At 71.9% G+C, this 21,295-nt stretch carries 16 protein-coding genes; 13 read left to right on the top strand and 3 right to left on the bottom strand.

Features of this window, described 5'->3' with window-relative positions; genetic code table 11:
* The first annotated feature begins 210 nt into the window (after nucleotides 1-210).
* The 8 genes from ACIHFE_RS24445 (at nucleotide 211) to ACIHFE_RS24410 (ending at nucleotide 8,485) form a co-directional block, all read left to right on the top strand.
* A complete protein-coding gene (locus ACIHFE_RS24445) occupies nucleotides 211-783 on the top strand; it encodes a papain-like cysteine protease family protein (RefSeq protein ID WP_400109601.1) in 573 nt (190 codons plus the stop codon).
* Nucleotides 784-936: 153 nt separating this feature from the next.
* A complete protein-coding gene (locus ACIHFE_RS24440; protein ID WP_400109600.1) occupies nucleotides 937-1,383 on the top strand; it encodes a hypothetical protein in 447 nt (148 codons plus the stop codon).
* A gap of 603 nt (nucleotides 1,384-1,986) precedes the next feature.
* On the top strand, nucleotides 1,987-2,196 hold the full coding sequence (locus tag ACIHFE_RS24435) for a hypothetical protein (protein WP_400109598.1): 210 nt from the start codon (nucleotides 1,987-1,989) through the stop codon (nucleotides 2,194-2,196).
* Nucleotides 2,184-3,338 carry a nucleotide disphospho-sugar-binding domain-containing protein gene (locus tag ACIHFE_RS24430; protein WP_400109596.1) on the top strand — a complete coding sequence of 385 codons (1,155 nt, stop codon included), beginning with the start codon at nucleotides 2,184-2,186 and terminating at the stop codon, nucleotides 3,336-3,338. The genes ACIHFE_RS24435 and ACIHFE_RS24430 overlap by 13 nt, the downstream gene beginning before the upstream one ends.
* Nucleotides 3,338-4,507 (top strand): nucleotide disphospho-sugar-binding domain-containing protein, encoded by a 1,170-nt coding sequence (locus ACIHFE_RS24425; protein ID WP_400109594.1) that lies wholly within the window; start codon nucleotides 3,338-3,340, stop codon nucleotides 4,505-4,507. The genes ACIHFE_RS24430 and ACIHFE_RS24425 overlap by 1 nt, the downstream gene beginning before the upstream one ends.
* A 127-nt stretch (nucleotides 4,508-4,634) precedes the next feature.
* Nucleotides 4,635-5,798: a nucleotide disphospho-sugar-binding domain-containing protein gene (locus ACIHFE_RS24420; RefSeq protein ID WP_400109593.1), complete on the top strand. Its 1,164-nt coding sequence runs from the start codon at nucleotides 4,635-4,637 to the stop codon at nucleotides 5,796-5,798.
* Nucleotides 5,799-6,024: 226 nt separating this feature from the next.
* Nucleotides 6,025-7,179 carry a GDSL-type esterase/lipase family protein gene (locus tag ACIHFE_RS24415; protein ID WP_400109592.1) on the top strand — a complete coding sequence of 385 codons (1,155 nt, stop codon included), beginning with the start codon at nucleotides 6,025-6,027 and terminating at the stop codon, nucleotides 7,177-7,179.
* A gap of 832 nt (nucleotides 7,180-8,011) precedes the next feature.
* Complete coding sequence (locus ACIHFE_RS24410) at nucleotides 8,012-8,485, top strand: hypothetical protein (protein WP_400109590.1); 474 nt, start codon at nucleotides 8,012-8,014, stop codon at nucleotides 8,483-8,485.
* Here ACIHFE_RS24410 and ACIHFE_RS24405 read toward each other — a convergent pair.
* Nucleotides 8,472-9,770 carry a NucA/NucB deoxyribonuclease domain-containing protein gene (locus tag ACIHFE_RS24405; protein WP_400109588.1) on the bottom strand — a complete coding sequence of 433 codons (1,299 nt, stop codon included), beginning with the start codon at nucleotides 9,768-9,770 and terminating at the stop codon, nucleotides 8,472-8,474. The genes ACIHFE_RS24410 and ACIHFE_RS24405 overlap by 14 nt on opposite strands.
* Nucleotides 9,771-10,156: 386 nt before the next feature.
* Here ACIHFE_RS24405 and tpx point away from each other — a divergent pair, with 386 nt between their 5' ends.
* Nucleotides 10,157-10,657, top strand: coding sequence for a thiol peroxidase (gene tpx, locus ACIHFE_RS24400; RefSeq protein WP_400109586.1), 501 nt, complete (start codon nucleotides 10,157-10,159; stop codon nucleotides 10,655-10,657).
* A gap of 84 nt (nucleotides 10,658-10,741) precedes the next feature.
* Here the strand turns inward: tpx and ACIHFE_RS24395 are convergent, their stop codons facing one another.
* On the bottom strand, nucleotides 10,742-11,101 hold the full coding sequence (locus ACIHFE_RS24395) for a hypothetical protein (protein ID WP_400109585.1): 360 nt from the start codon (nucleotides 11,099-11,101) through the stop codon (nucleotides 10,742-10,744).
* A 252-nt stretch (nucleotides 11,102-11,353) separates the two neighbouring features.
* On the opposite strand from ACIHFE_RS24395, the gene ACIHFE_RS24390 reads away from it, so the two are divergent.
* From ACIHFE_RS24390 to ACIHFE_RS24380, 3 genes are read left to right on the top strand one after another with little or no spacing between them, the layout of a single operon-like run.
* Nucleotides 11,354-12,322: a hypothetical protein gene (locus tag ACIHFE_RS24390; RefSeq protein WP_400109583.1), complete on the top strand. Its 969-nt coding sequence runs from the start codon at nucleotides 11,354-11,356 to the stop codon at nucleotides 12,320-12,322.
* Nucleotides 12,323-12,349: 27 nt separating this feature from the next.
* Nucleotides 12,350-13,078 carry a hypothetical protein gene (locus tag ACIHFE_RS24385; RefSeq protein ID WP_400109581.1) on the top strand — a complete coding sequence of 243 codons (729 nt, stop codon included), beginning with the start codon at nucleotides 12,350-12,352 and terminating at the stop codon, nucleotides 13,076-13,078.
* The gene (locus ACIHFE_RS24380; protein WP_400109580.1) at nucleotides 13,059-13,922 is read left to right on the top strand and encodes an inositol monophosphatase family protein; all 864 of its coding nucleotides are present in this window, start codon (nucleotides 13,059-13,061) and stop codon (nucleotides 13,920-13,922) included. Before ACIHFE_RS24385 ends, ACIHFE_RS24380 begins: the two co-directional genes overlap by 20 nt.
* Before the next feature lie 93 nt (nucleotides 13,923-14,015).
* On the opposite strand, the gene ACIHFE_RS24375 is transcribed toward ACIHFE_RS24380, so the two are convergent.
* Nucleotides 14,016-15,206: an SLC13 family permease gene (locus ACIHFE_RS24375; protein ID WP_400109578.1), complete on the bottom strand. Its 1,191-nt coding sequence runs from the start codon at nucleotides 15,204-15,206 to the stop codon at nucleotides 14,016-14,018.
* 68 nt (nucleotides 15,207-15,274) lie between these two features.
* Between ACIHFE_RS24375 and ACIHFE_RS24370 the strand changes: the two genes are divergently transcribed.
* Nucleotides 15,275-21,214, top strand: a complete 5,940-nt coding sequence (locus tag ACIHFE_RS24370) for a TIR domain-containing protein (RefSeq protein WP_400109577.1) — start codon at nucleotides 15,275-15,277, stop codon at nucleotides 21,212-21,214.
* Nucleotides 21,215-21,295 lie beyond the last annotated feature (81 nt).

The raw sequence follows: 21,295 nt of genomic DNA, 5'->3' as shown, positions 1-21,295 counted from the left end.
CCCGGGCGCCTTCCAGCCCCGCACCGTCCTGTGAATTTTCACGCCCATTGACAGCCCCAGCACCCCTGAACTCCGCTCCTTCTCCCGGCGAGCCCTGGCCCGTTCACACCCGGCCCCGGGGCGAGTTGACCCCCGCCGGCCGCTGTCCGATCCTCTCCCCAGCGTCCGGACGCGCTCTCCTCGTTCACCCCCCACCACGGGAGAAGCGCGATGACCCATGTCCCGCTGCTCGCGGCCCTCTCGGCCGCGGCCCTGCTCACCGTCCCCACCGCCGCCCCGCAGGACCCGCCCAGTTCGGCGGAGGTCCAGCTCAACATCACCATGCAGGCCCAGCAGAAGAACAACTGGTGCTGGGCCGCCTCGGGCAACACCATCGCCCACTACTTCGGCCGCACCTACTCCCAGAACCAGTTCTGCAACGCGGCCTTCGGCCGCTCCCAGGGCTCCGACTGCCCCAACTGGCAGGCGGACCTGGGCAATGTGCAGAACGCCCTCTCCTGGGCGGGCATCGGCCCCGGCTCCTATGTGGGCCACCCGCTCCAGCACTCCACCATCAGAACCGAGATCAACAACTCCCGTCCCATCGAGACCCGCATCGGCTGGCGGTCCGGCGGCGGCCATATGCATGTCCTCTACGGCTATGACGCCACCCAGCGGACCTGGGTGTACTGGGGCGACCCCTGGCCGTCCAACTACCGCTACAACTGGGGCCGCTACAACTGGTACACCAGCAACAACAGCTTCGACTGGACCCACTCGCTCTACCGGATCGGCACCGGCTGACCGGCTTCGCACCCGCGATCGAGCGTTCCCCGCCGTATTCGCGATGGCCGCATCCGGCCCTTTGCAGCCGCCGGGAGCGCGACCAGGGTGGGGCGTGCGCTGAGGGCACCCCGCCGTCAGCGGAAGCGGACCGCGAGAGAGGGGACGTCACGCATGCCTCCCATCCCGGTAAGGCCCGGCATATACAAGATCCACGCGCACATCATCGGCCCGGCCTCCCTGGTGACGGCCACCGAGTACGCCGTCAAAAACGGCGCACCCGTGATCACCGACCGCCTGAATCCGCTCCCGATCGAGCAGGAGTGGCTCATCGAGCCCATTGAACCCGTCCCGGGTTCGCCATATGTCATCCGCCTCGCCCAGCACGAATCCGCGGGCCTGGTGATCCCCGAGGACAAGCTCTGGGTCAACAGCGTCCCGCGCGACGACTGGGCGAGGTTCACCTTCGAGCGGGTCATCGGCGGAGTCAAGATCCTCAACGACAAGGGCCTCGCCCTGCGCGCCGGGCACCGTGGCGCGCAGATCGAACTCGCCGCGCCCTCCATGGACTTCCAGGAGACCTGGACCCTGGAGTTCATGACCCCGGCCGAAGAGGGCTGACCCACAAACCATGGGGCGGACGGGCCGAAGCGGGCCCGTCCGCCCCATGAGTGATGGCGCTGCTGTTCGTCGGGATCGATCCGGAGACGAAGGGGGAACGGGCAGACCGCACGCGGTCGAGCGCAGCTCAAGTGCGGCGCGAGCGAGGTCCGAAGGCCGGTGGCCACGCTGTGGTCCCGGCCGACTGGCGGCCCCCGCCCCCTGTCCCCCCTCTCCCCGCTGATCCCCCGGAGCTCCGCCGTGCGCATCCTGTTCACCGCCAAGCGGGCACGTAGCATCTGGGGCTCCTCATCCCCCTGGCCCGGCCCCGGCCTCGCCGTGTGCGAGCGGCACGCACGGGAGCTGCCGCGTCGACCTGCCGCACCCGCGGCTCTGGCCACCCCACCAGGCGGACGGCGGCGGCCCGCCGCGGCAGGCGGTCACAAACGTGGACGAAGCGCTGGGCGCCCAGGAGCCAGGCGGTGCGCGGCTCGCACGCACCGTCGTGCTGACCGGCGGCGGCGCACTGGGGCCCATGCCCAGCTTCCTGATGCGGGAACCCCGACCCCCGTGCTCGAACTCGACGGCCGCACAGTCGAGTTGGGGCGGATTGGGGAGCTCACCATGTGCACCGGGCTGGAGTTCGACGTCCGGATCACCCCGGACGAGGCCCTGGCCACCGCGGCCGTGCGCACCGACCGGCTGCCCGCCGCGTTCGCCGACACCGTTGTGACCGCGTTCGCCGAGGCGGTGCGCCGCAGCCCGGAGCACCGGCCGGAGACCGCCGACTCCCCTTCCGACGAGCCCGACGAGGACCCCCCATGCGCGTACTGATCCTGAGCAGCCCCGAGCCCACCCACTTCTCCTGCATGGCGCCGCTGGCCTGGGCACTGCGCGGCGCCGGGCACGAGGTGTTAGTCGCCGGGCAGCCCGACATCGTTCCGATGGCCCGCGCCACGGGCCTGTCCACGGTCACCGTGGGCCGTCCGTTCTTCGGGAAGGACCTGCTGTCCCCGGCGCTGCCACCGGACAAGCGGCCCATCGAAGTGGTGGGCCCGCACACTCCGAAGATGACCCTCATCGGCTCCCGGATCTGGGTACTGCACTCCCGCTATCAGGCCCCGCGCTACCTGGAGGTGGCCCGCCAGTACCGGCCCGACCTGGTCATCTCGGAGATGCTCGACTGGGCGGCGCTGCTCGTCGGCGGCGCCCTGAAGATCCCGGTGGTGTCGCACCGCTGGGGCGTCGACCCGATGAGCCCTCTGATGCGCGGCACCGCCGAGGACCTGCTCGCGGGCGCCTGCGAAAGGCTCGGCATCGAGGGCGGACTGCCGCGGCCGGACGTGGTGCTCGACCCCGCGCCGCCCCAGCTGCTGTGCCCCGGAACCCCGGCGGCCACCCCGGTCCGGCACATCCCGTTCAACGGGACCGGCGAGGTGCCCGGCTGGCTGCGGCAGCGCGGCGAGCGGCCCCGGGTCTGCGTGTCGATGGGGCGGCAGACCATCGCGCTCGGCGGCATCCCGATGTTCCGCGGCATCATCGAGGCCTTCGGGGACATCCCGGAGGCCGAGGCGGTGATGACGGTGCAGGAGGAGTTCCTCGACCGGCTCGGCACCGTCCCGTCCAATGTGCGCCTTATCCCGCCGACGCCCCTCAACGGCTTCGTCGACCGGATGGACGCGGTCGTCACGCACGGCGGCGCCAACACCCTGCTCACTGTGGCCGGTCGCGGAGTGCCGCAGCTGATCCTGCCGCAGCTGGCGGACCAGTTCCAGTGCGGTGAGCTGCTCGCCGCCGCGGACGCCGGGCTCAGCCTCGCCACCGCCGACGAGCAGAACGACCCGGCGGCCGTCGCGGCGGCCGTGCGCACCCTGCTCACCGAGGAGCGCTTCGCCAAGGGCGCAGCGGAGCTCGCCGACACCATGGCCGCCATGCCGAGCCCCGCCGCCGTCGTCCGTGACCTGGAGAACCTGTGATGCGCGTCCTGTTCATCAGCTCCCCCGTCGCCACCCACTTCCTGCCCATGCTGCCGCTCGTCCGGGCGCTTCAGGCGGCCGGCCACGAGGTCCTCGTCACCGGCCAGCCCGATGTGACGGGGCCCGCCGAGGCCGCGGGCCTGGCGACCGTGACCTACGGGGACGCCTTCCACTACGAGGATCTGTGCGGTGGCAAGGGGCCGCGGGGCCCGCGCCCCATCGAGGCCGTGGGCCGCCCGCCCGCGCAGGAGATCGACGGCGCCGCCCAGATGTGGCGCAACCACACCCCGTACCACCTGCCCGACTACCTGGAGCTCGCCCGTGACTGGCAAGCCGAGCTGGTGGTCTCCGACCACATGGACTTCGCGGCGCCGATCGTCGGCGAGGTACTCGGCATCCCGAGCGTCGAGCACCGCTGGGGCGTGAACCCGACCAGCACGTCCATGCTCAGGATGACCCTGATGTGGCTCGGCCCCCTCTGCGGGCGCCTCGGCCTGGACTCGGTGCCGGGGCCCAGTCTGATCCTCGACCCCGCGCCGCCCGCGCTGCGCAGCACCGACGCCCCGGAGGGCCGCCCGATCCGCCCCGTCCCGCACACGGGCGGCCGCACCCCCTGGGCCTACGCCGCATCCCCGGGCCGCCGGGTCGCGGTGGCGCTCGGCGGGCACACCCTCGAACTGGGCGGCGCCCCGCTGCTGCGCCGCGTCGTCGGCGTACTGGAGCGCGCCGGCGGCGTCGAGGCGGTCGTGTCGGCCCCGCCCCGGTTCCGCGAGGCGATCGGGGCACTGCCGGAGACGATGTCGTACACCGACGAGACGGCACCCGGCGTCCTGTTCCCCGGCGCCGACCTGGTGGTCCACCACGGCGGCGCGGGCAGCACGCTCGGCGCGGCCGCGCTCGGTATACCGCAGCTGATCCTTCCGCAGGTGGGCGACCAGTTCATCGCGGGCGACAAGGTCGCCGACGCGGATGCCGGGATCAGCCTCGACTCGGCCGGGCTCCAGAACAACGACACCCATCTCACCGACGCCGTCCGCGCGTTGCTCACCGACCCGGGTTACCGGCAGGGCGCGGCATCGCTGCGGCAGCAGATCGGGGAGATGCCCGGGGCGGCCGAAGCGGTCGGCGTCCTGGAGGACCTGGTCTCCCATCGGACGGTGCGGGCGTGAGTACGACAGAGATGACAGAGCAGGCGCATGGGCGTGGTCACCACCACCTCCCGGTTCGCCCTCCTGATGAACGACGTGAACGTCGACGAGACCCAGCCCCAGACACCCCCCGAGGAGACAGAGGACCATGCGCGTACTGATGCTGAGCACCCCGTTCCCCACCCACTTCACCCCCATGGTGCCGCTGGCCTGGGCGTTGAAGGGGGCCGGACACGAGGTGACGGTCGCCGCGCAGCCTGACGTCACGGACGCGGCCCGCGGGGCGGGGATATCCGCCGTCGACATCGGAGACCGCTTCCACGGCCTGGACCTGCTGCAGCGCACCCTCCGGCCCGGGGTAAGGCCCTTGGAGCTGCTGGGGCCGACCCCGCCGGAGAAGATGGCGGGCGCCACCAAGCTGTGGGAGATCCACGCCCGCTATCTGCTCGACGCCTACCTGGAGTTCGCCCGCGACTGGCGCCCCGACCTGATCGTGTCCGAGCAGATGGAGCTCACCGGCTCGATCATCGGCAAGGTGCTCGGAGTGCCGTCGGTGCAGCACCGCTGGGGCGTCGACCCGCTCAGCGGCCCGTCCCGCGCCTCGGCCCGCGACTTCCTGTACACAGCGGCACACCGGCTCGGCCTCGACGGGCTGCCCGACCCCGATCTGCTGCTCGACCCGTGCCCACCGGCGCTGCGCCACCCGAGCGCCTCGCCGGGCGCGCCGATCCGCTACGTGCCCTTCAACGGCGTCGGCGCCGTGCCCGAGTGGCTGCGGGTACCGGCTCCGGAGGGGCTGCGCCGGGTGGCGGTCTGTCTGGGCCACCAGACACTGGTGCTCAACGGCACCGGCCTGTTCCGGACGATCATCGAGTCCTTCGCGGGACTTGAGGGCGTCGAGGCCGTGGTGACCGCGGCCCCGGAGTTCCACGAGGGCTTCGGTGAACTGCCCGACAACGTAAGGGTGGTGGAGCCGGTGCCGCTCAACATGTTCCTGCGCGACTGTGACGCGGTGGTGCACCACGGCGGTGCCAACACCACGATGACAGCCTGCGCGTTCGGGCTTCCGCAGGTCGTCCTGCCGCAGCTGTCGGACCAGTTTGCGTCGGCCGAGCTCCTTGCCGCGGCTTGGGCGGCCCGGGTGCTCCCGGAGGCGGCTCCGCAGAACGACCCGGCGCAGGTCCGTGCGGCGATCGCCGACGTCCTCGGGGACGACCGGTATCCGAAGGGTGCGCGGGAGCTGTACGACGACATGGCGGTGATGCCGAGTCCGGCCCGGGTGGTGGCGGACCTGGAGCTGCTCGCCGCCTGAGGAACCAAGTGAGGGGCCCCGAACGGATTTCGGATGCTGTCGGTCGATCCGGGGCTCGCGTGACGTCGGCCTTCAAGTCCCGATTGTGGCCTTGGAGGCCGACGTTGTCGTTTGGCGCGGGTACCGGATCACGGCGCCGACGATGGCGCGCTCTCGGCCGAAATCCCTTTTACCTGGCTTCAGGTAACAGGGTTCCAGGCGGCGGGTTCCGGGTATCCGGCCCCCCGTGACCGCCTGGATCACCACCCCCATCGAGCGCAACCTCCTGCGTGGCGCCCTGGATCTGGAACGCAGCGCACGCGGCCTGCTTCCGCACCGGCTGCCCGCCTGGGCCCGGCAGCAGTTCCCCGATCAGTTCCTGGCCCGGGCCGAGGCCGCCCCCTCGGGCGTCCGGCTGGCCTTCCGCACCCGCGCCACCGCCGTCGAGCTGGATGTGCACCCCATCAGAACCGTCTACCGCGACCTTCCGACCCCCGCCGACGGCGTCTACGACCTCCATATCGACGGCCACCTCGCCGCACAGACCAGCGTGCCCGAAGGCGACATCCGCACCGTCGACATGACCACCCTGTCCGAGACCCTCCGCCCCGGCCCGCCCGGCACCGTCCGCTTCACCGGGCTGTCCGCCGGTCCCAAGGACATCGAGATCTGGCTCCCCCAGAACGAGATCGTCCACCTGCTCGCGCTGCGCACCGACGCACCGGTGGACGCCGTACCGGACCGGGGGCGCAAAGTGTGGCTGCACCATGGCAGTTCGATCAGCCATGGCACCAGCGCGGACAGCCCGAGCACCACCTGGCCCGCACTGGCCGCCACGCTGGGCGGAGTTGAGCTGATCAACCTGGGGCTGAGCGGCAACGCCCTGCTCGACCCCTTCCTCGCCCGAGTCATCCGGGACACTCCCGCGGACCTGATTAGCGTCAAGATCGGCATCAACCTGGTCAACACCGATCTGATGCGGTTGCGGGCGTTCGCCCCGGCGGTACATGGCTTGCTCGACACCATCCGGGAGGGCCACCCGGAGACGCCGCTACTCCTGCTCTCCCCCCTCCTCTGCCCCATCCAGGAGGACACCCCGGGCCCCATCATCGTGGACCTCGACTGCCGCCCCCAGGCATGCTTCCGAGCTCTGGGCGACCCCACGGACCCCACCCGCCTGACCCTCAGGGTCATCCGGGACGAACTGTCCCGCATCGCGGAGCAACGCGCCCCCGAAGACCCCAACCTGCACTACCTCGACGGCCGTTCCCTGTACGGGGAACGGGACTTCGCGGAGCTGCCGCTGCCGGACGCCGTCCATCCGGATGGGGCCGCCCATCGCCGAATCGCCGAGCATTTCGCCGAGTTGGCCTTCGGGAACGGTGGGCCCTTCGCAGTCTGAGTGGTGGCCGGTCTGCCGGTCCGCTGCCTCAGCTGCTGGTGAACACCACCCGGTCCGCCACCACCAGGGTGGTGCCGCTGTCCCACTGCGACGGCGGCCCGCCATTGTGGTCCAGCTTCTTGATCATATGGGCGTTGTCACAGACCGAGTTCTTGTAGAGGGTGGCGAAGGAGTCGGTGCGATTGGTCGCGTTAACGGCACCGCCGGGAATGGGGCGGCATGAATCGCTGGGCGGATCGTCCAGGGTGTCCTAGACATTGTTGTCGGCCCGCAGGTACTGAAGCTGGCCGCTCGCGGCCGAGCTGCTGGCCGGAATGGTGATCAGCAGCACCATCGCACCGCCAACGGCGAGTGCTGCGCGGAAGGTTGTGAGACGGGAGGACGTAAAGGGCTCCTCTCCTGAAGGGGGGAAGGCATCGCTCCCCTTCAGTCGAGGCTGCACCGCGGTGGTGTCCTGGCGGAAGGGACGGGGGCCGTTCTCACTCCAATGGAGTAGCGGCATCCGCGCGTAAACGCTTGCCGGCCCTCTGTTCAGGGCGATGAGCCTCCGTCGGCGACGGCATTACGCGGCAGCGCAACTCGGGCCGGGAAACCGTCGTTTCAGCCGCCCTCGGGGGAGGGATTCCGGCCCGCTGCTTCCATGCCGGCCGGCATATCCAGTGCGTTGAAGGTGATCGGCCCACCCACTACGTATACCCGTGTAGGCGATTACCGGTAATTCGCTGAACCCAGCGGTAGTTGAGGTGTACGCCAAGGGCCGTCAGGCGCGGCCCAGCGGTGGCCGACGCTACCGTGTACGCACCAGTGGTGTCCGTGATACCGGGAGGTCGCGTTGACTGCTGTGCTGCGCATGTCCGAGCTGGTGGTCGGAGTCGAGCGAGGGCAGTTCGCCCTGTGTGACGCGGAGGCGCCGTTCGGCGAGCAGCCATGGCGGCTCCCGGCGCTCGAAGGGCGGCAGGTCGCGGTCAACGGCAGCGGGCTGATGGTCGCCAGCACCGTCGCCATGCATGACGCCGCGGTGCGGCTGGAGTTGTGGGACGGGCCGCCGCCGGAGCGGCCGGCCGGGTCGCCGGTGGGTGAGTGTGTGCTCGAGGTGCCGTCCGGGGCGGTGACGGCCTGGGCGGTGCCGCATGGGCCGGTGGGCGAGCCGTTGGAACTGGGCGGGCCCGGACCATACGCCGTGCGCCTGTACCGGCATGGCGGAGGGCCGCAGGCGCGGGCACGGCAAGAGGCCGCGGACCCGCCGCTGTTCAACGGTCTGGAGGGCTATGTCATCCAGCTATGGCACCGGGTCAGTGGATGCTGACGTAGAAGGCGTCCTTGTGCAGGATGCGGTCGGCGACATACCAGTTGTTCAAGTCGGTTCCGGCGTTGCCGTTCTGGGTGCCGTCGACATACTTCACCGAGAAGTTGCCGTCCCCCTTGCCCGCGCCCTCCCAGGACGAGGCGAAGGGGTACTCGTCGCACTCCTCGCCCGCCTTGTGCGGCAGAGGGGCACAGGTGCTCGCGACCTTGCTGCGGTTCTTCTTGTACGCGGCGTCGGCCGTCGCGTCCCAGTTGGACACCAGCCGGTGCAGCGGCTTGCCGGAAGCGATGCTGCCGGGAATGGACTTGGTGTGTCCGGCGGGCGCGGGCGGATAGGTGGCCGCGGGGTTGGTCTGCGCGAGCTTGATGTGGCGGGCGACCGCCCCGTTGCGCGTACTGGTGACGCTGTACTGGCCCATCACCGGCATGACCCGGTCGAATATCCCCGCGCCATTGGAGCCCAGATAGGTGGCGGAGTCGAACCGAACGCCGTTGTCCAGCACCGTGCCGGTGCCACCGGTGTTGGTCACGGTCGAACGGATGGCGCAGCGGGCCACATGGTCGCGGCCGTAGCCGTCGTTCTTCGCCGAGGAGAGGGTGTGGATGTCGGTCCCGCCGGCCTGCCATTCGCTCAGCAGCTTGGGCCCGGAGCCAATGGCATCGCATGCCTTGTTGCTGCCGTCAGGGCCGCGGTAGCCGCTGGTGGACCAGCCGATGGAGAGGAGTCCGTCGGTGGTCACCCCCACTCGCCGGAACTGGTCCATGCCGGTCGTCATGCGAACGATCCGGGCGCCCTTGGTGCCGTCCCCGGCCGTGGTGTTGCGCCAGGAGACGGTGCCGATCACCTTGCCGCCGCTCACCACGGAGTATCCGAACGGGGTGACGCGGCAGTATTCGTAGTGGTTGAGGATCCGTTCGCCGGAGGTCGGCAGCAGGCGCCGGCAGGCGGCCAGGTCCACGCCGGCCGCGAGCGCCGAGGTGTCCCGGGCCGTGGAGGTGTAGGTGGTGCCCAGCCGTTGTGCTGTCACCTCGCCGTGCTCGTGCAGAGTGGCCGGGAGTCGCGGTATGGATTCCCGCCACTGGGCGGACTGGTGCTGCGCCTTGGCATCCCATCTGCTGCCCACGGCGGGCAGCGGATGCGCGGCGTCGACGACCTGGATGGGCGTGGTGATGACATCGGTCTTCGCGGCTGTGCCCGGTTGGGCCACCGCGGAGGTGGCGGGGAGAACCGCGCAGGCGGCGCCGACCAGGGCGGCGGTCAGCGCGCGGCGTGTTGGCCAGTACATGGGCGCTCCTAGAGTCGCTCCTCGTGACCTTTTGGCCATGATTGAGCGACGGTAGGCACGCCGTACTCATGAACCAAGGGTTCCGGCCGAACCGCCGCTGGGCACAGGGCGGTTTTCGGCCAGCGAGCGAGGGGCGGCTGCCAGTGCTTGGAACGTTTCCTTTGGCTCCCCTGGGCGAAGCTGAGTCGGCGGATGGCCGGAACTCGCCCGCCGTGCTGTCCACACTGGGCGCGGTGCTCACCCGGCTGGCGCCGGCGCCCACCGGGCCGGCCGAGGCCGCCGAGTGACCAGGCCGTTGGAGCGGCAGCGACGGCGATGGCCCGGCTCGATAGGATTTCGGGGTTCTGACGCAACCCACGTATCAGCTCTACCGCAGGAGACGTTTTATGTCTGAGGTCAACTTCAAGGGAAACCCGGTCACCATCGGCGGCACCTTCCCGCAGACCGGCAGCAAGGCACCGGCGTTCACCCTCGTCGCCAAGGACCTGGCGGATGTCTCGCTGGGTGACTTCGCCGGCAAGCGCAAGGTCCTGAATATCTTCCCGAGCGTCGACACCGGCGTCTGCGCCGCTTCCGTGCGCCAGTTCAACCAGGTCGCCAACGACCTGGAGAACACCGTGGTCCTGTGCGTCTCCGCCGACCTGCCCTTCGCGCAGTCGCGCTTCTGCGGTGCCGAGGGACTGTCCAATGTGGTCACCCTGTCCGCGATGCGCGGCCGTGAGTTCCTCACCGACTACGGTGTGGCGATGGAGTCCGGCCCGCTGAGCGGCCTGGCCGCCCGCGCCGTGGTCGTGCTCGACGCCGAGGACAAGGTCATCCACGCGCAGCTGGTGCAGGAGATCACCGAGGAGCCCGACTACAACGCGGCCGTGGCTGTTCTGCGCTGACCACCGCGAACCGCAGAGCGCTGCCCGGGCCTCCCGCCCGGGCAGCGCCCGCTGCGACACTGCCGCTTCAGCCGCTCAATCCGCCTAGTTGCGGCGGATGTCAATGGTGATGTGGGCGTCTCCGCCGCCGGGGTCACCCCAGAACAGCTGATAGCGGGGCGGCGCCTGGGCGTTGAAGCTGTTGCCGCCCTCGGCCGGGTTGTCCCAGAACATATGGAAGTTGCCGTCACCGTTGTCGGCGTTGTAGTCGCAGTTGCCCTCGACGCCGGTGTTGAGTCCATCGGATTCGCTCTTGAAGAACGCGGTGCCGGGCCGGGCATCGCCGGTCACGGGGTCGAGGAAGACCCTGGGAATGTGTTCCGGAGGAACCTGGTCCCCCGACCACTCCCCGTGATCCAGGCTGAATGTGTGCCGGGTCCAGGGCACACCCGTCCAGTTCTGCACCGTGATACTGAAAGACCGGAAGGCCATTCCGGGCACCCCCTCGGGGATTGCCGGCTTGGGCTCTTGCGTGGGTAGCCCCTCGATTCGCCGGCGGTATTCCCTGGATACTCCTCCGGGAGATCCATCGAAAGAAATCCGAACGCCATTCACCCATATGGCGGCGGACCCGGCACCCCGGAACGGCGCCCTCGCGGCCTACCCCCCGCCCCTCCCCCGCTCCTACCATGAACCCATAGCGGGGGAGGGTCGGTTGTGACGGTCTCAGACAGAACCGCGTTGGCCGGGCGCCGGATCGAGAGTGCTGTCGCCTGGACCATCAGGAATCTGGACGCGGTCATCGCGATGGGCGCGGCCCTGGTCATCGGGCTGCTGGAGATTTTCGACAACCACCTTCCGGCGGGCTTCGGTTCGGGTGCCACCCTGCTGGTGCTCGGTGCGCTGGTCTACGGGAACCTGTCCGAACGGCGGCGCCGGATGGCCGATATGCGCGAGGCGACGGACGGCGCCCGGCGGGCGATCGAGGATCTGGTCATGGTGCGGTCGCTGTCCGGGGACGATCTCGAACGGGAGCTGGACCGGGCCCGGCAGACCACCCAGCGCTGGGTGTTCAAGGGTGGCACCGGGACCTATCTGCGGGCCGTGACACTGCCGGTGTGTGTGCGGCTGGCGAGGATCCACCGGCGGCCCCTCGATATGAAGATCGATATCGTCAACCCGGCCGACGAGCGGGCCTGCGCGGCCTACGCCCGGTTCCGGCAGACCTTCGCCCACCAGTTGGGCCTGCTGCCGCCGGATCCATGGAGCGTTGAACGGGCACGCAAGGAAGCCTTCGCCACCGTGCTGGCCGTGTGCTGGCACCGGCAGCGGCTGGACACCCTGGAGGCCGATGTGTATTTGTCCTCGGGCGTGCCCACCCTGCGGTTCGATCTGTCGGACACCTGCCTGATCATCACCCAGGACGACGCACGGCGGGTGAATCTGCTGGTGGAGCGGGACCGGCCGCTGTACGACTACTACGTCACCGAGCTCCACCAGAGCCGGGAGCAGGCCACGCCCGTCGATCTGCGCCATGCCGAGACGCTGAGCGAGGAACCGACCGTGGACGAGGCGCGCCGGCTTTTCGAGAGCGTCAATCTGCCCCTGCCAACGGCCTTTTCGGATCAGGATGTCGGCGAGATCGTGGACAAGGCACTGCATGCGGAGGACCCCTACCGGAGGTGAACCGGCGGCGGCATGGGGAGGGGTTTCGTGGACGAGCGGGGAGTGGGCGAACGGGGAGTGGACGGGCGGGGAGTGGGCTGTCCACGGGTGGATTACGGGTTGTTCGAGCAGGCGGCCGGCGGGCGGTGCGGAACCGAGGCGCTGGTACGGGCCGGTACGGCCGCGCTGGAGGAAATCGCCGCGGGCAGGCGGGAGTTGTGTGCCGTCCGGCATCCGCTGGGGTTCCTGTGCCTTCCGGTGGAGCGGGACGAGGACCAGGGAGTGTGCGTCCATGTCTTCGGGGGACCGCAGTCCGGCGAGGCGGCGGCTCCGCTGACCACCTCGCCGGTGCATGCGCACAGTTGGGATCTGGTCAGCTGTGTACTGTACGGGCGGGTGGTCAACGTCCAGATGAGCGTGGCGGACCGGCGGGACGCGCCTACGCACCGCGTCTTCGAGGTGGTCAGCCATCCCTCGGGGGTGGACGAACTGCGGCCGACGCGACGCCTGGTGACCTGCCGGCCGGGTGCCGCGCGCACCAGTGGGGCCGGTGAGATCTACACCCACCCCGCGGGCGAGTTCCACACCACCGTGCTGCCCGATGACGGTGCCGCGACCCTGCTGCTGGGCCGCACCCGGCCGGGCGGCCGGGACCTCTCGCTCGGACCGCTGGATGGGACGGGGCACCGGGTGGTACGACAGCACTGCGACTTCGCGCAGTCCGCCCGTACCGCGGGCGCCGTTCTCAGGAGGCTCCATGCTCCTCAGCGTCGATGACCCGGACGGCGCCCCGCCGCCCACGGAGCGGTTCTCCGCCGAGTACCGGCTCGCGGTGAGCGCCGCGCGCGAGGCGGGTGCGCTGCTGCGGGCCCGTCTTCAGGGCGAGTACGCGGTGCGGCAGAAGGGGGGCCTGGGAGATGTGGTCACCGAACTGGACACCCTCGCCGAGGGCCTTATCGTGCGGCGGATCGGTGAGAGCTTCCCGCAGGACCGGATCCTGGCGGAGGAGGCGGGCGAGTCCGGGGGCGGTGGCACGCCCAACGGCCGTACCTGGCTGGTGGATCCGCTGGACGGCAGCAACAATGTGGCGATCGGGCTGACCGCCTGTGTGGTGGGCATCGCCCTGTGCGCCGGGGAGGTGCCGGTGGTCGGTGTGGTGCATGACCCGGTCACCGACCGGACCTGGAGCGCGCTGAGCGGTTGCGGGGCCCGGGGCCCGCAGGGGAGGTTGCGGGTCACCGCCCGCCCGCCGTCCCCGGCCGGTCCCCTGATCGGCTGGACCCAGGGGTACCGGGTGACCAGGGACGATCCCCGGGCGCGGGCCCTGCGGGCGGGGCTGGAGCGCCACTCCCGGCGACTGCTCCAGCTGTGGGCGCCGCTGCTGACCTGGTCCATGCTCGCCCGTGGGGACATCGACGGCTTTGTCGGCTACCGTCCGGAGACCATCGATCTGCCGGCCGGGGCGCTGCTTGCCCTGGAGGCGGGGGCGGAGATCCGTGCTCTGGACGGCGGGCCCTTCTCCGGCGGGGGCGCCGGCGCGGAGGCCGACCGCAGCTTTGTCGCCGGACGGCCGGAGCATCTTCCGCGCCTGCTGGAGGTGGTCAACGGCGGGGCCCGCTGAGCGGCGTGGGCCGGCCGCGGTCCTGCGGCTTGGCCGTGCGGGCGCGGCCGGCCGCCGGCGGCCCGTCCCCGGAAGGCGCCCGTCCCCGGAAGGTCAGCCGACCAGGACCAGGGCAAGGCAGGCCCCCAGCACCGCGGTCACCGCGAGCAGCACGCCGGTACCCATGAACCGTCCCAGCGGCACCCGTACCCCCTGCGCCCGGCAGCGCTCGAACCACAGCAGGGTGGCCAGCGAGGCCCACGGGGTTATCACCGGGCCCGCGTTGGTGCCCACCAGCAGGGCCAGCAGCTGGTCGTGGTTGGCCACCGGTACCGCGGACTCACCGGCCAGATAGACCGGGAGGTTGTTGAGCGCGTTGGACATGCTCCCGCCGACCGCCCCGGCGCGGAGCACCCCCAGCGCCCCGCCGTCGGAACCCACCGCCGAGGACAGCAGGTGGTGCAGGCCATGCGCATCGACCGTCTCCACCACCAGGAACAGTCCCGGCACCAGCACCAGCAGCCGCCAGGGCACCAGGGAGGCGCGCAGGGTGGCCGGTTCCCGCACCGCGTACACCGCCACCACGACCACCGCGGCCGCCGCGGACGCGGCCCACAGCGGGATGGCGTCGGCCAGCAGCACCAGGACAAAGCCGGCACAGGCCAGGCCGCACACCCAGAACAGCACCGGATCCGCGGGCCGGTACAGCCCGGGCGGCTCATAGCGCTGGGCGCCGCGCCGGCCGGAGCGCCAGTAGAACAGCCACAGGCACCCCATGGTCACCAGAATCGCGGCGAGTTGGGGGGCCCACATCCGCGCGGCCAGCCCCGCGGGCGAGAGCGCCACCCGGTCGGCGGCCAGCAGATTGGTCAGGTTGGACACCGGCAGCAGCAGGCTGGCCGTGTTGGCCAGCCACACCGTGGTCATGGCCAGCGGAACCGCGGCGATCCCCACCCGGGCGGCCAGCGCCAGCATCACCGGGGTCAGCAGCACCGCCGTGGTGTCCAGGTTGAGGGTCATGGTGGTGAGCGAGGCGAAGGCCACACACAGCACGAACAGGGCGGCGTAGCTGCCCCGGCCCGCGCGGGCCACCGCCGAGGCCACCACATCGAACACCCCGGCCCGGGTGGCCAGTTCGGCCAGCACGATGACCGTGCCCAGAAAGGCCAGCAGGGGCGCGATCCTGGTCATCGCGGACCGTGCGTGATCCGCCGGCAGCGCCCCGGTGGCCAGGCACAGCAGGCCGCAGATCAGGATTCCCCCCGCCAGCCAGTCCAGCGGGTGCAGCCGTTTCACAAAAGACATGGCCAGAGGATCGCATGACCCCCGGAGGATGCGGTGACCCGTGCGATGCCGATCCGTACCATGGAGTCATGGCCGATCGCGGTGAACTCCCCGATGATCAAGGGGCGTTGGACTTCTTCGTCAGCTACTCGCCGGCCGACGAACCCTGGGCGGCGTGGATAGCCTGGACCCTGGAGGAGGCCGGGTACCGCACCGTCATCCAGGCCTGGGACTTCGTCCCCGGCACCAACTTCGTCGACTTCATGGACCGCGGCGTCAGCCGGTCCGCGGCCGTCATCGCCGTCCTCTCCCACCACTACGAGCGCTCCCGCTACGGCCGCATGGAATGGCAGGCGGCCCTGCGCGCCGACCCCGACACCCCGGACCGCAAGCTGATCACCGTCCGGGTCGAGGACATCCCGGTGGAGGGCCTGCTGGCCACCCTCACCTATGTGGACCTGGTGGGTGTCCAGGAGAGCACGGCCGCCCGCGATCTGCTGCTGACCCGGGTGGGCCAGGCGCTCGCCGGACGGGCCCGTCCCGACCGGCATCCCGGCTTCCCGGGCGGCTCCCCCGCCGTCCCGCCGCCGCCCGCCACCTCGCACACGCCGTCCGGTCCGGCGCCCGGCGGCCTGGGCTGGTCCGGGCGGCGCCGGCCCGCCGCACCGCCCGACTACCCGTCGGCGGCCGAGGGCGTGCACGCCCGCCAGGCCGTGTCCGTCCTGCATCTGGCCGGGCCCGGCTTCGGCCGGGGCGCCGATCCCGCCGGACTCCAGGCGGCGCTGTGGGGCCATCTCGTGGAACTCACCGACGCCGGGGCGCCCGCCCCCGACCTGCTGGTGGTCACCGGGGACCTGACCGCATCCGGCGGCCCCCGCGAGTGCGACCAGGCGCTGACCTTCCTGACCGGGCTGCGCGCCCGCCTCAACCTGGGCGCCGACCGCCTGGTGGTGGTGCCCGGCGGCCAGGATGTCAACCTGGCCGCCTGCCGGGCCCACTTCAGCACCTGCGAGGCCGACGAACTCCAGCCCAGACCGCCCTACTGGCCCAAGTGGCGCCACTACACCCGGCTGTTCCAGGAGCTCTACCAGGGGCTCGGCGCCGTCTTCGACGCCGACCAGCCCTGGACCCTGTTCCCGGTGCCGGCCCTGCGCACCGTGGTCGCCGGGCTCAACTCCTCGATGGCCTACAGCCACCGGCCGGACGACCGGTACGGCTGGCTGGGCCCCGAACAGGCGGCCTGGTTCGCGCAGGCCCTGCGCCCTTATGAACAGCGGGGCTGGCTGCGCCTGGGGGCGGTGCGCCACCCGCCGGAGACCGGCCGGCGGCTCGACGGCGGCCGGGCGGCCGAGTCCGCGCGTCGGCCGGACGCCGCCGTGCTGCGCGACGCGGACGCCCTCACCCGTCTGATCGGACCCCGGCTGCACCTGCTGCTCCACGGTCCGCTCGGCGCCTCCCGGCCCGCCCCGGACGCGCCCACCGCCGCCGGACTCCCGCTGGCGGCCGGGGAGTTGCCGGTGCTCGGCACCACCGCCCCGGGCCGCTACCAGCTGCTGCGCATCACCGTCGAGGGCCTCACCCGCTGGCCCGGCCGGCCGCCCTGGCAGTGGGAGAACTCCTGGCGCGGGGCCGGACATGTCTTCGGGCCGCCGCGCCCGTCGCCCGGATCCGCCGCCGGGGAGCCGGACCCGTCCGCCGGTCCGGGACAGGACCTGCCGGGGGCGGAGCGGATGGACGGGACGGACGGGGCGCTGGAGCCGGAGGCCGAGCCCCGCGCGGCGGCCGGCCCGCTGGACGGCCTGATCGCACGCGTCGCCGAGGTCTGCCGGGTCCGCTACGAGGGCGTCCAGCTGCGCCGGGTGTCCGGGGAACTGCCCGGACTGCTGGCCACCTGGACCGAGTCGGGCTTCGTCCGCCAGCAGCGGATCGTGGTGCACACCGGCACCCTGGGCACCGAGGAGGCCCGCGAACTCCTCGACCGGCTCCGGGCGTCCAGCATCGACACCGACGCGGTGCTGGTCCACGAGGGCCCGCCGCCACCGTCCGAGGCACGGGAGGCGGCGCGCCGCCGGGGCGTCCTCATCCGCAGCTTCACCGAGTTCCAGGGGCTGCTGGACCTCCGGGTCCATGTCGCGGCACAGACCGAGCGGCTCGGCAATGACCCCCAGTACCCGCCGGGCCTCTATCTGCCGCAGCGCTACCGGGAGATCGAGCGGCCGGGGGCGGTGGAGCGGGACGCGGTGGTGGACGACCTGGTGCGGCTGCTGGACGCCGAGCACGGACGGTTCATCCTGCTGCTCGGCGAGTTCGGCCATGGCAAGACCTTCGCGCTGCGGGAGCTGGCCCGTCGGCTGCCCGCCGAACTGCCGCATCTGTCACCGCTGTTGATCGAGCTCAACACCCTGGACAAGGCGCACACCCTGGACGGGCTGGTCGCCGCCCACCTGGCCACCCATGGCGTGGACAGCATCGATCTGCGGGCCTTTCGCTACATGCTCCGGCAGGGCCGGATCGTGCTGCTCTTCGACGGCTTCGACGAGCTGGTCCGTCATGTCAGCTATGACCGGGCCGCCGACCACCTCCAGGTGCTGCTGGACGCCGCGGTGGACAACGCCAAGATCGTGGTGACCAGCCGCACCCAGCACTTCAGGTCCCAGGCACAGGTGCTCACCGCGCTCGGCGAGCGCGTCGGACTGCTGCCGCAGCGCCGGCTGCTGGCACTCCAGGAGTTCAGCCCGCGGCAGATCCGCGCCTATCTGGTGGCCCGCTATGGCGACCAGGAGGCCGCCGACCGGCGGCTGCGGCTGCTGGAGGCCGTTCCTGACCTGCTCACCCTGTGCCGCAATCCCCGGCTGCTGAGCTTTGTCGCCGGCCTGGACCATGAGCGGCTGCGGACGGTGACCGGGGCCGGGCGCGCGCTGAGCCCGGCCGGGCTCTATGAGGAAGTCTTCACCGCCTGGCTGGAGTTCGAGGTGCGGCGCGGGCAGGGCGGCCGCGGCGGGCTGCCCGGGCTCAGCCTGCACCAGCTGTGGCGTGCGGTGACCACACTGGCCCTGCGGCTGTGGGAGAGCGGCGAAAGCGCCCTGCGGCTGGATGAGCTGACCGATGTCGCCGAGGCCCTCACCGAACTCGCCGACAGCCGGCTCTCGGTGCCCCAGGCGGCGCATGCGGTCGGCTCCGGCAGCCTGCTGGTGCGCACCGATGACGGCCTGTTCCGCTTTATCCATGGCTCGGTGGTGGAGTGGCTGGTGGCGCGCGAGATGGCCGCCGCGCTGGGCCAGGCCGACGAGGACGCCCTGGCGCTGCTGGCCCGGCGGGCGCTGAGCCAGCTGGCGGTGGAGTTCCTCTGCGATATCGCCGACCACCGCCTCTGCCGGGAGTGGGCCGAACGAACTCTGGCCGAGGGGTCGGGAGATGGCGCCGACCGGCCGGAGGACGGTGCCGAAACGGAGGCCGCCGCCAGGGCGAACGCCCTCAAGGTCCTCAGCCGGCTCAGGGTCCCGGCCCACGCCGATCTGCGCGGCGCCCTGCTGGCCGGGGAGGACCTCTCCTACCGCGACTTCTCCGGTGTGGACCTCACCGGTGCCGATCTGACCGGTGCCAGCCTGGCCGGGGCCGGCCTGGCCGGGGCGGTGCTCCGGGGTGCCCGGCTGGCCGGCGCCCGCCTCGCCGACGCCGATCTGACGGGGGCGGACCTGCGGGACGCCGATCTGCGCGGCGCCCGGCTGATCCGCACCACACTGCACCGGGCGCGGGTGGCCGACAGCCGCTGGTACCAGGCGGCGCTGATCAACGCCTCGGCCGAACCCGCCCTGCTGGACACCCCGGAGCTGCGGTTCGCCTCCATCGCGCCCGGGCTGCCCGCGGAACCGGGCCTGCGCCCCTCGGCGGTCGGGGTGCCGTACGGCTATGGCATGCGCACCGGCCGGCTGCCCGAGCCGGTCGCCTTCAGCCCCGGCGGCGAACTCCTCGCCCTGGGCAGCGATGACGGCGGGGTCCTGGTGTGCGACGCGGCCACCGGCACGGCCCTGCGCACCCTCCAGGGCCACACCGGCCGGGTCTATGCCGTGAAGTTCCGCGGCCAGGTGCTCGCCACCGGCGGGGCGGACGGCGTGGTGCGGCTGTGGGACCCGGTCGCCGGGACCTGCCGCCATGAACTGGAGGTCCACCGCGACGGGGTGTGGCCGGTCTCCCTGGACGCCTCCGGCACCCGCCTGGCCACCGGGGACCCCGAGGGCACGGTCACCCTCTGGGACACCGCCACCGGAACCGTCGCCCACCGGCTGCCGGGCCACCGGCCTCCCGTCTATACCGCCGTCTTCAGCCCCGACGGCAGCGTGCTGGTCACCGGTGACGCCGAGGCGGCCGTACGCCTGTGGGACACCGCCACCGGCAGTCTGCTTGGTGAGCTCCCGGGCCACCAAGGGGCCGTCTACCGTGCCTCGTTCAGCCCGGACGGCTCGCTGCTGGCCACCGGTGACCGGGGCGCGGACGGACCCGGCACCGTCCGCGTCTGGCAGGTCGCCGAACGGCGGCTGCTCCACCGTCTGACCGGCCACACCGGCCGGGTGTACACCCTCGCCTTCCATCCCGGCGGCCGGCTGCTCGCCAGCGGTGACACCGAGGGGCAGATCAGGCTGTGGGACCCGGTCGCCGGCACCCCCGCCATGGCACCGGTGCGCACCCGGGGCGGCGCGGTGTACCAGGTGGTGTTCGACGCCGGCGGGACCCTGCTGGCCGCGGGCGACAGCGACGGCGAGGTCCGGCTCTGGCAGCTCGGCCGGGAGTCCGGGGACTGGTCCGCCGCCCCGCTGCGCCGGCAGCCCGACGACCACCAGGGGTCGGTCTGGGCCTGCCAGTTCCGCCCCGGCGGCGGCTCGGACGGGGGCCCGCTGCTGGTGTCCGTGGGCAACGAGGGAGTGGTCCGGCTGTGGGACGCCTCCACCGGGCAGGGCCGGCGCATTCTGCGCGGGCACGGACGCAAGGTGACGGGGCTGGCGTTCAGCGCGGACGGCGGCCACCTGGCCGCCTGCGGCAACGACGGCGTGGTACGGCTGTGGGACCCGGCCACCGGCTCCCGGGTACGTGAACTCACCGGTCGTGGGGGCCACTTGGTGTCGGCCGTGTTCCATCCCCGCACCACGGTGCTCGCCACCGTCAGCAGCGACGGCGACGTCTACCTCTGGAACACCGTCACCGGTGAGTACGAGCGCGAACTCGACGCCGAGACCGACCATGTGTGGGCCGAGGCCTTCAGCGCCGACGGCGAACTCCTGGCCACCGCCAATGACGACGACACGGTCCGGCTGTGGTACCGCAGCACCGGCACCCAGGTGACCACCCTGGCCCAGCACCGGGGCCGGGTCCGCTCGATCGCCTTCCGGGCCGACGGCTCCGCGCTGGCCACCGGCTGCGATGACCGCTATGTACGGCTGTGGGACCACGACGGCAGCCGGCTGCTGGCCGAACTCGGCGGCCATACCGACCGGGTGTACGCGGTGGTCTACGGCCCCGGTGACGCCTGGCTGGCCAGCGCCTCCTGGGACGGCCAGGCCATCGTCTGGCGGGACGGCGCCCTCGTCCACCGCCTGCGCGGCCACACCGGCCGGCTGTGGGCCGCCGCCGCCCACCCGTCCCGCCCCCTGCTGGCCACCGGCGGCGACGACCGGACCGTCCGGCTCTGGAACCCCGAGACCGGCACCGACACCTGCCAACTTCCCGGCCACACCGGCCGGATCCTCGCCCTGGCCTTCAGCCCCGACGGCTCCCTCCTGGCCAGCGGCGGTGCGGACGGCACGGTCCGCCTGTGGACCGTCCCGGAGGACGGGGCACCCCCCGCACTCCGGGCCACCCTGGTCGGCGTACCGGGCGGCTGGGCGGCCCTCACCCCGTCCGGCGGCTACAAGTACGACGGTGACATGGCGGGCGAGTTCTGGCATGTGGTGGGGATGTGCCGGTTCGAACCGGGGGAGCTGGATGAGCATGTGCCGGGGGTGCGGAGGCTGGCCTCGGATGAGGGGATCGCCTAGCGGCGGGCTTCGGTTGCCGCCCGTCCAACCGGACGCCATCCGGCGGGGGTTCGCGTGACGTGCTTCCCGTGCCGGGCCGCT

The organism is Streptomyces sp. NPDC052396 (genome assembly GCF_044593195.1).
Lineage (GTDB): Bacteria > Actinomycetota > Actinomycetes > Streptomycetales > Streptomycetaceae > Streptomyces.
The sequence above is the reverse complement of the archived record's forward strand: the minus strand, read 5'-3'. Positions and strand labels throughout refer to the sequence as shown.

Coding starts and splice junctions, on each gene's coding strand:
- ACIHFE_RS24445 (WP_400109601.1), top strand. CDS start 211: ATGACCCATGTCCCGCTGCTCGCGGCCCTCTCGGCCGCGGCCCTGCTC.
- ACIHFE_RS24440 (WP_400109600.1), top strand. CDS start 937: ATGCCTCCCATCCCGGTAAGGCCCGGCATATACAAGATCCACGCGCAC.
- ACIHFE_RS24435 (WP_400109598.1), top strand. CDS start 1,987: ATGTGCACCGGGCTGGAGTTCGACGTCCGGATCACCCCGGACGAGGCC.
- ACIHFE_RS24430 (WP_400109596.1), top strand. CDS start 2,184: ATGCGCGTACTGATCCTGAGCAGCCCCGAGCCCACCCACTTCTCCTGC.
- ACIHFE_RS24425 (WP_400109594.1), top strand. CDS start 3,338: ATGCGCGTCCTGTTCATCAGCTCCCCCGTCGCCACCCACTTCCTGCCC.
- ACIHFE_RS24420 (WP_400109593.1), top strand. CDS start 4,635: ATGCGCGTACTGATGCTGAGCACCCCGTTCCCCACCCACTTCACCCCC.
- ACIHFE_RS24405 (WP_400109588.1), bottom strand. CDS start 9,770: ATGTACTGGCCAACACGCCGCGCGCTGACCGCCGCCCTGGTCGGCGCC.
- tpx (WP_400109586.1), top strand. CDS start 10,157: ATGTCTGAGGTCAACTTCAAGGGAAACCCGGTCACCATCGGCGGCACC.
- ACIHFE_RS24380 (WP_400109580.1), top strand. CDS start 13,059: ATGCTCCTCAGCGTCGATGACCCGGACGGCGCCCCGCCGCCCACGGAG.
- ACIHFE_RS24375 (WP_400109578.1), bottom strand. CDS start 15,206: ATGTCTTTTGTGAAACGGCTGCACCCGCTGGACTGGCTGGCGGGGGGA.
- ACIHFE_RS24370 (WP_400109577.1), top strand. CDS start 15,275: ATGGCCGATCGCGGTGAACTCCCCGATGATCAAGGGGCGTTGGACTTC.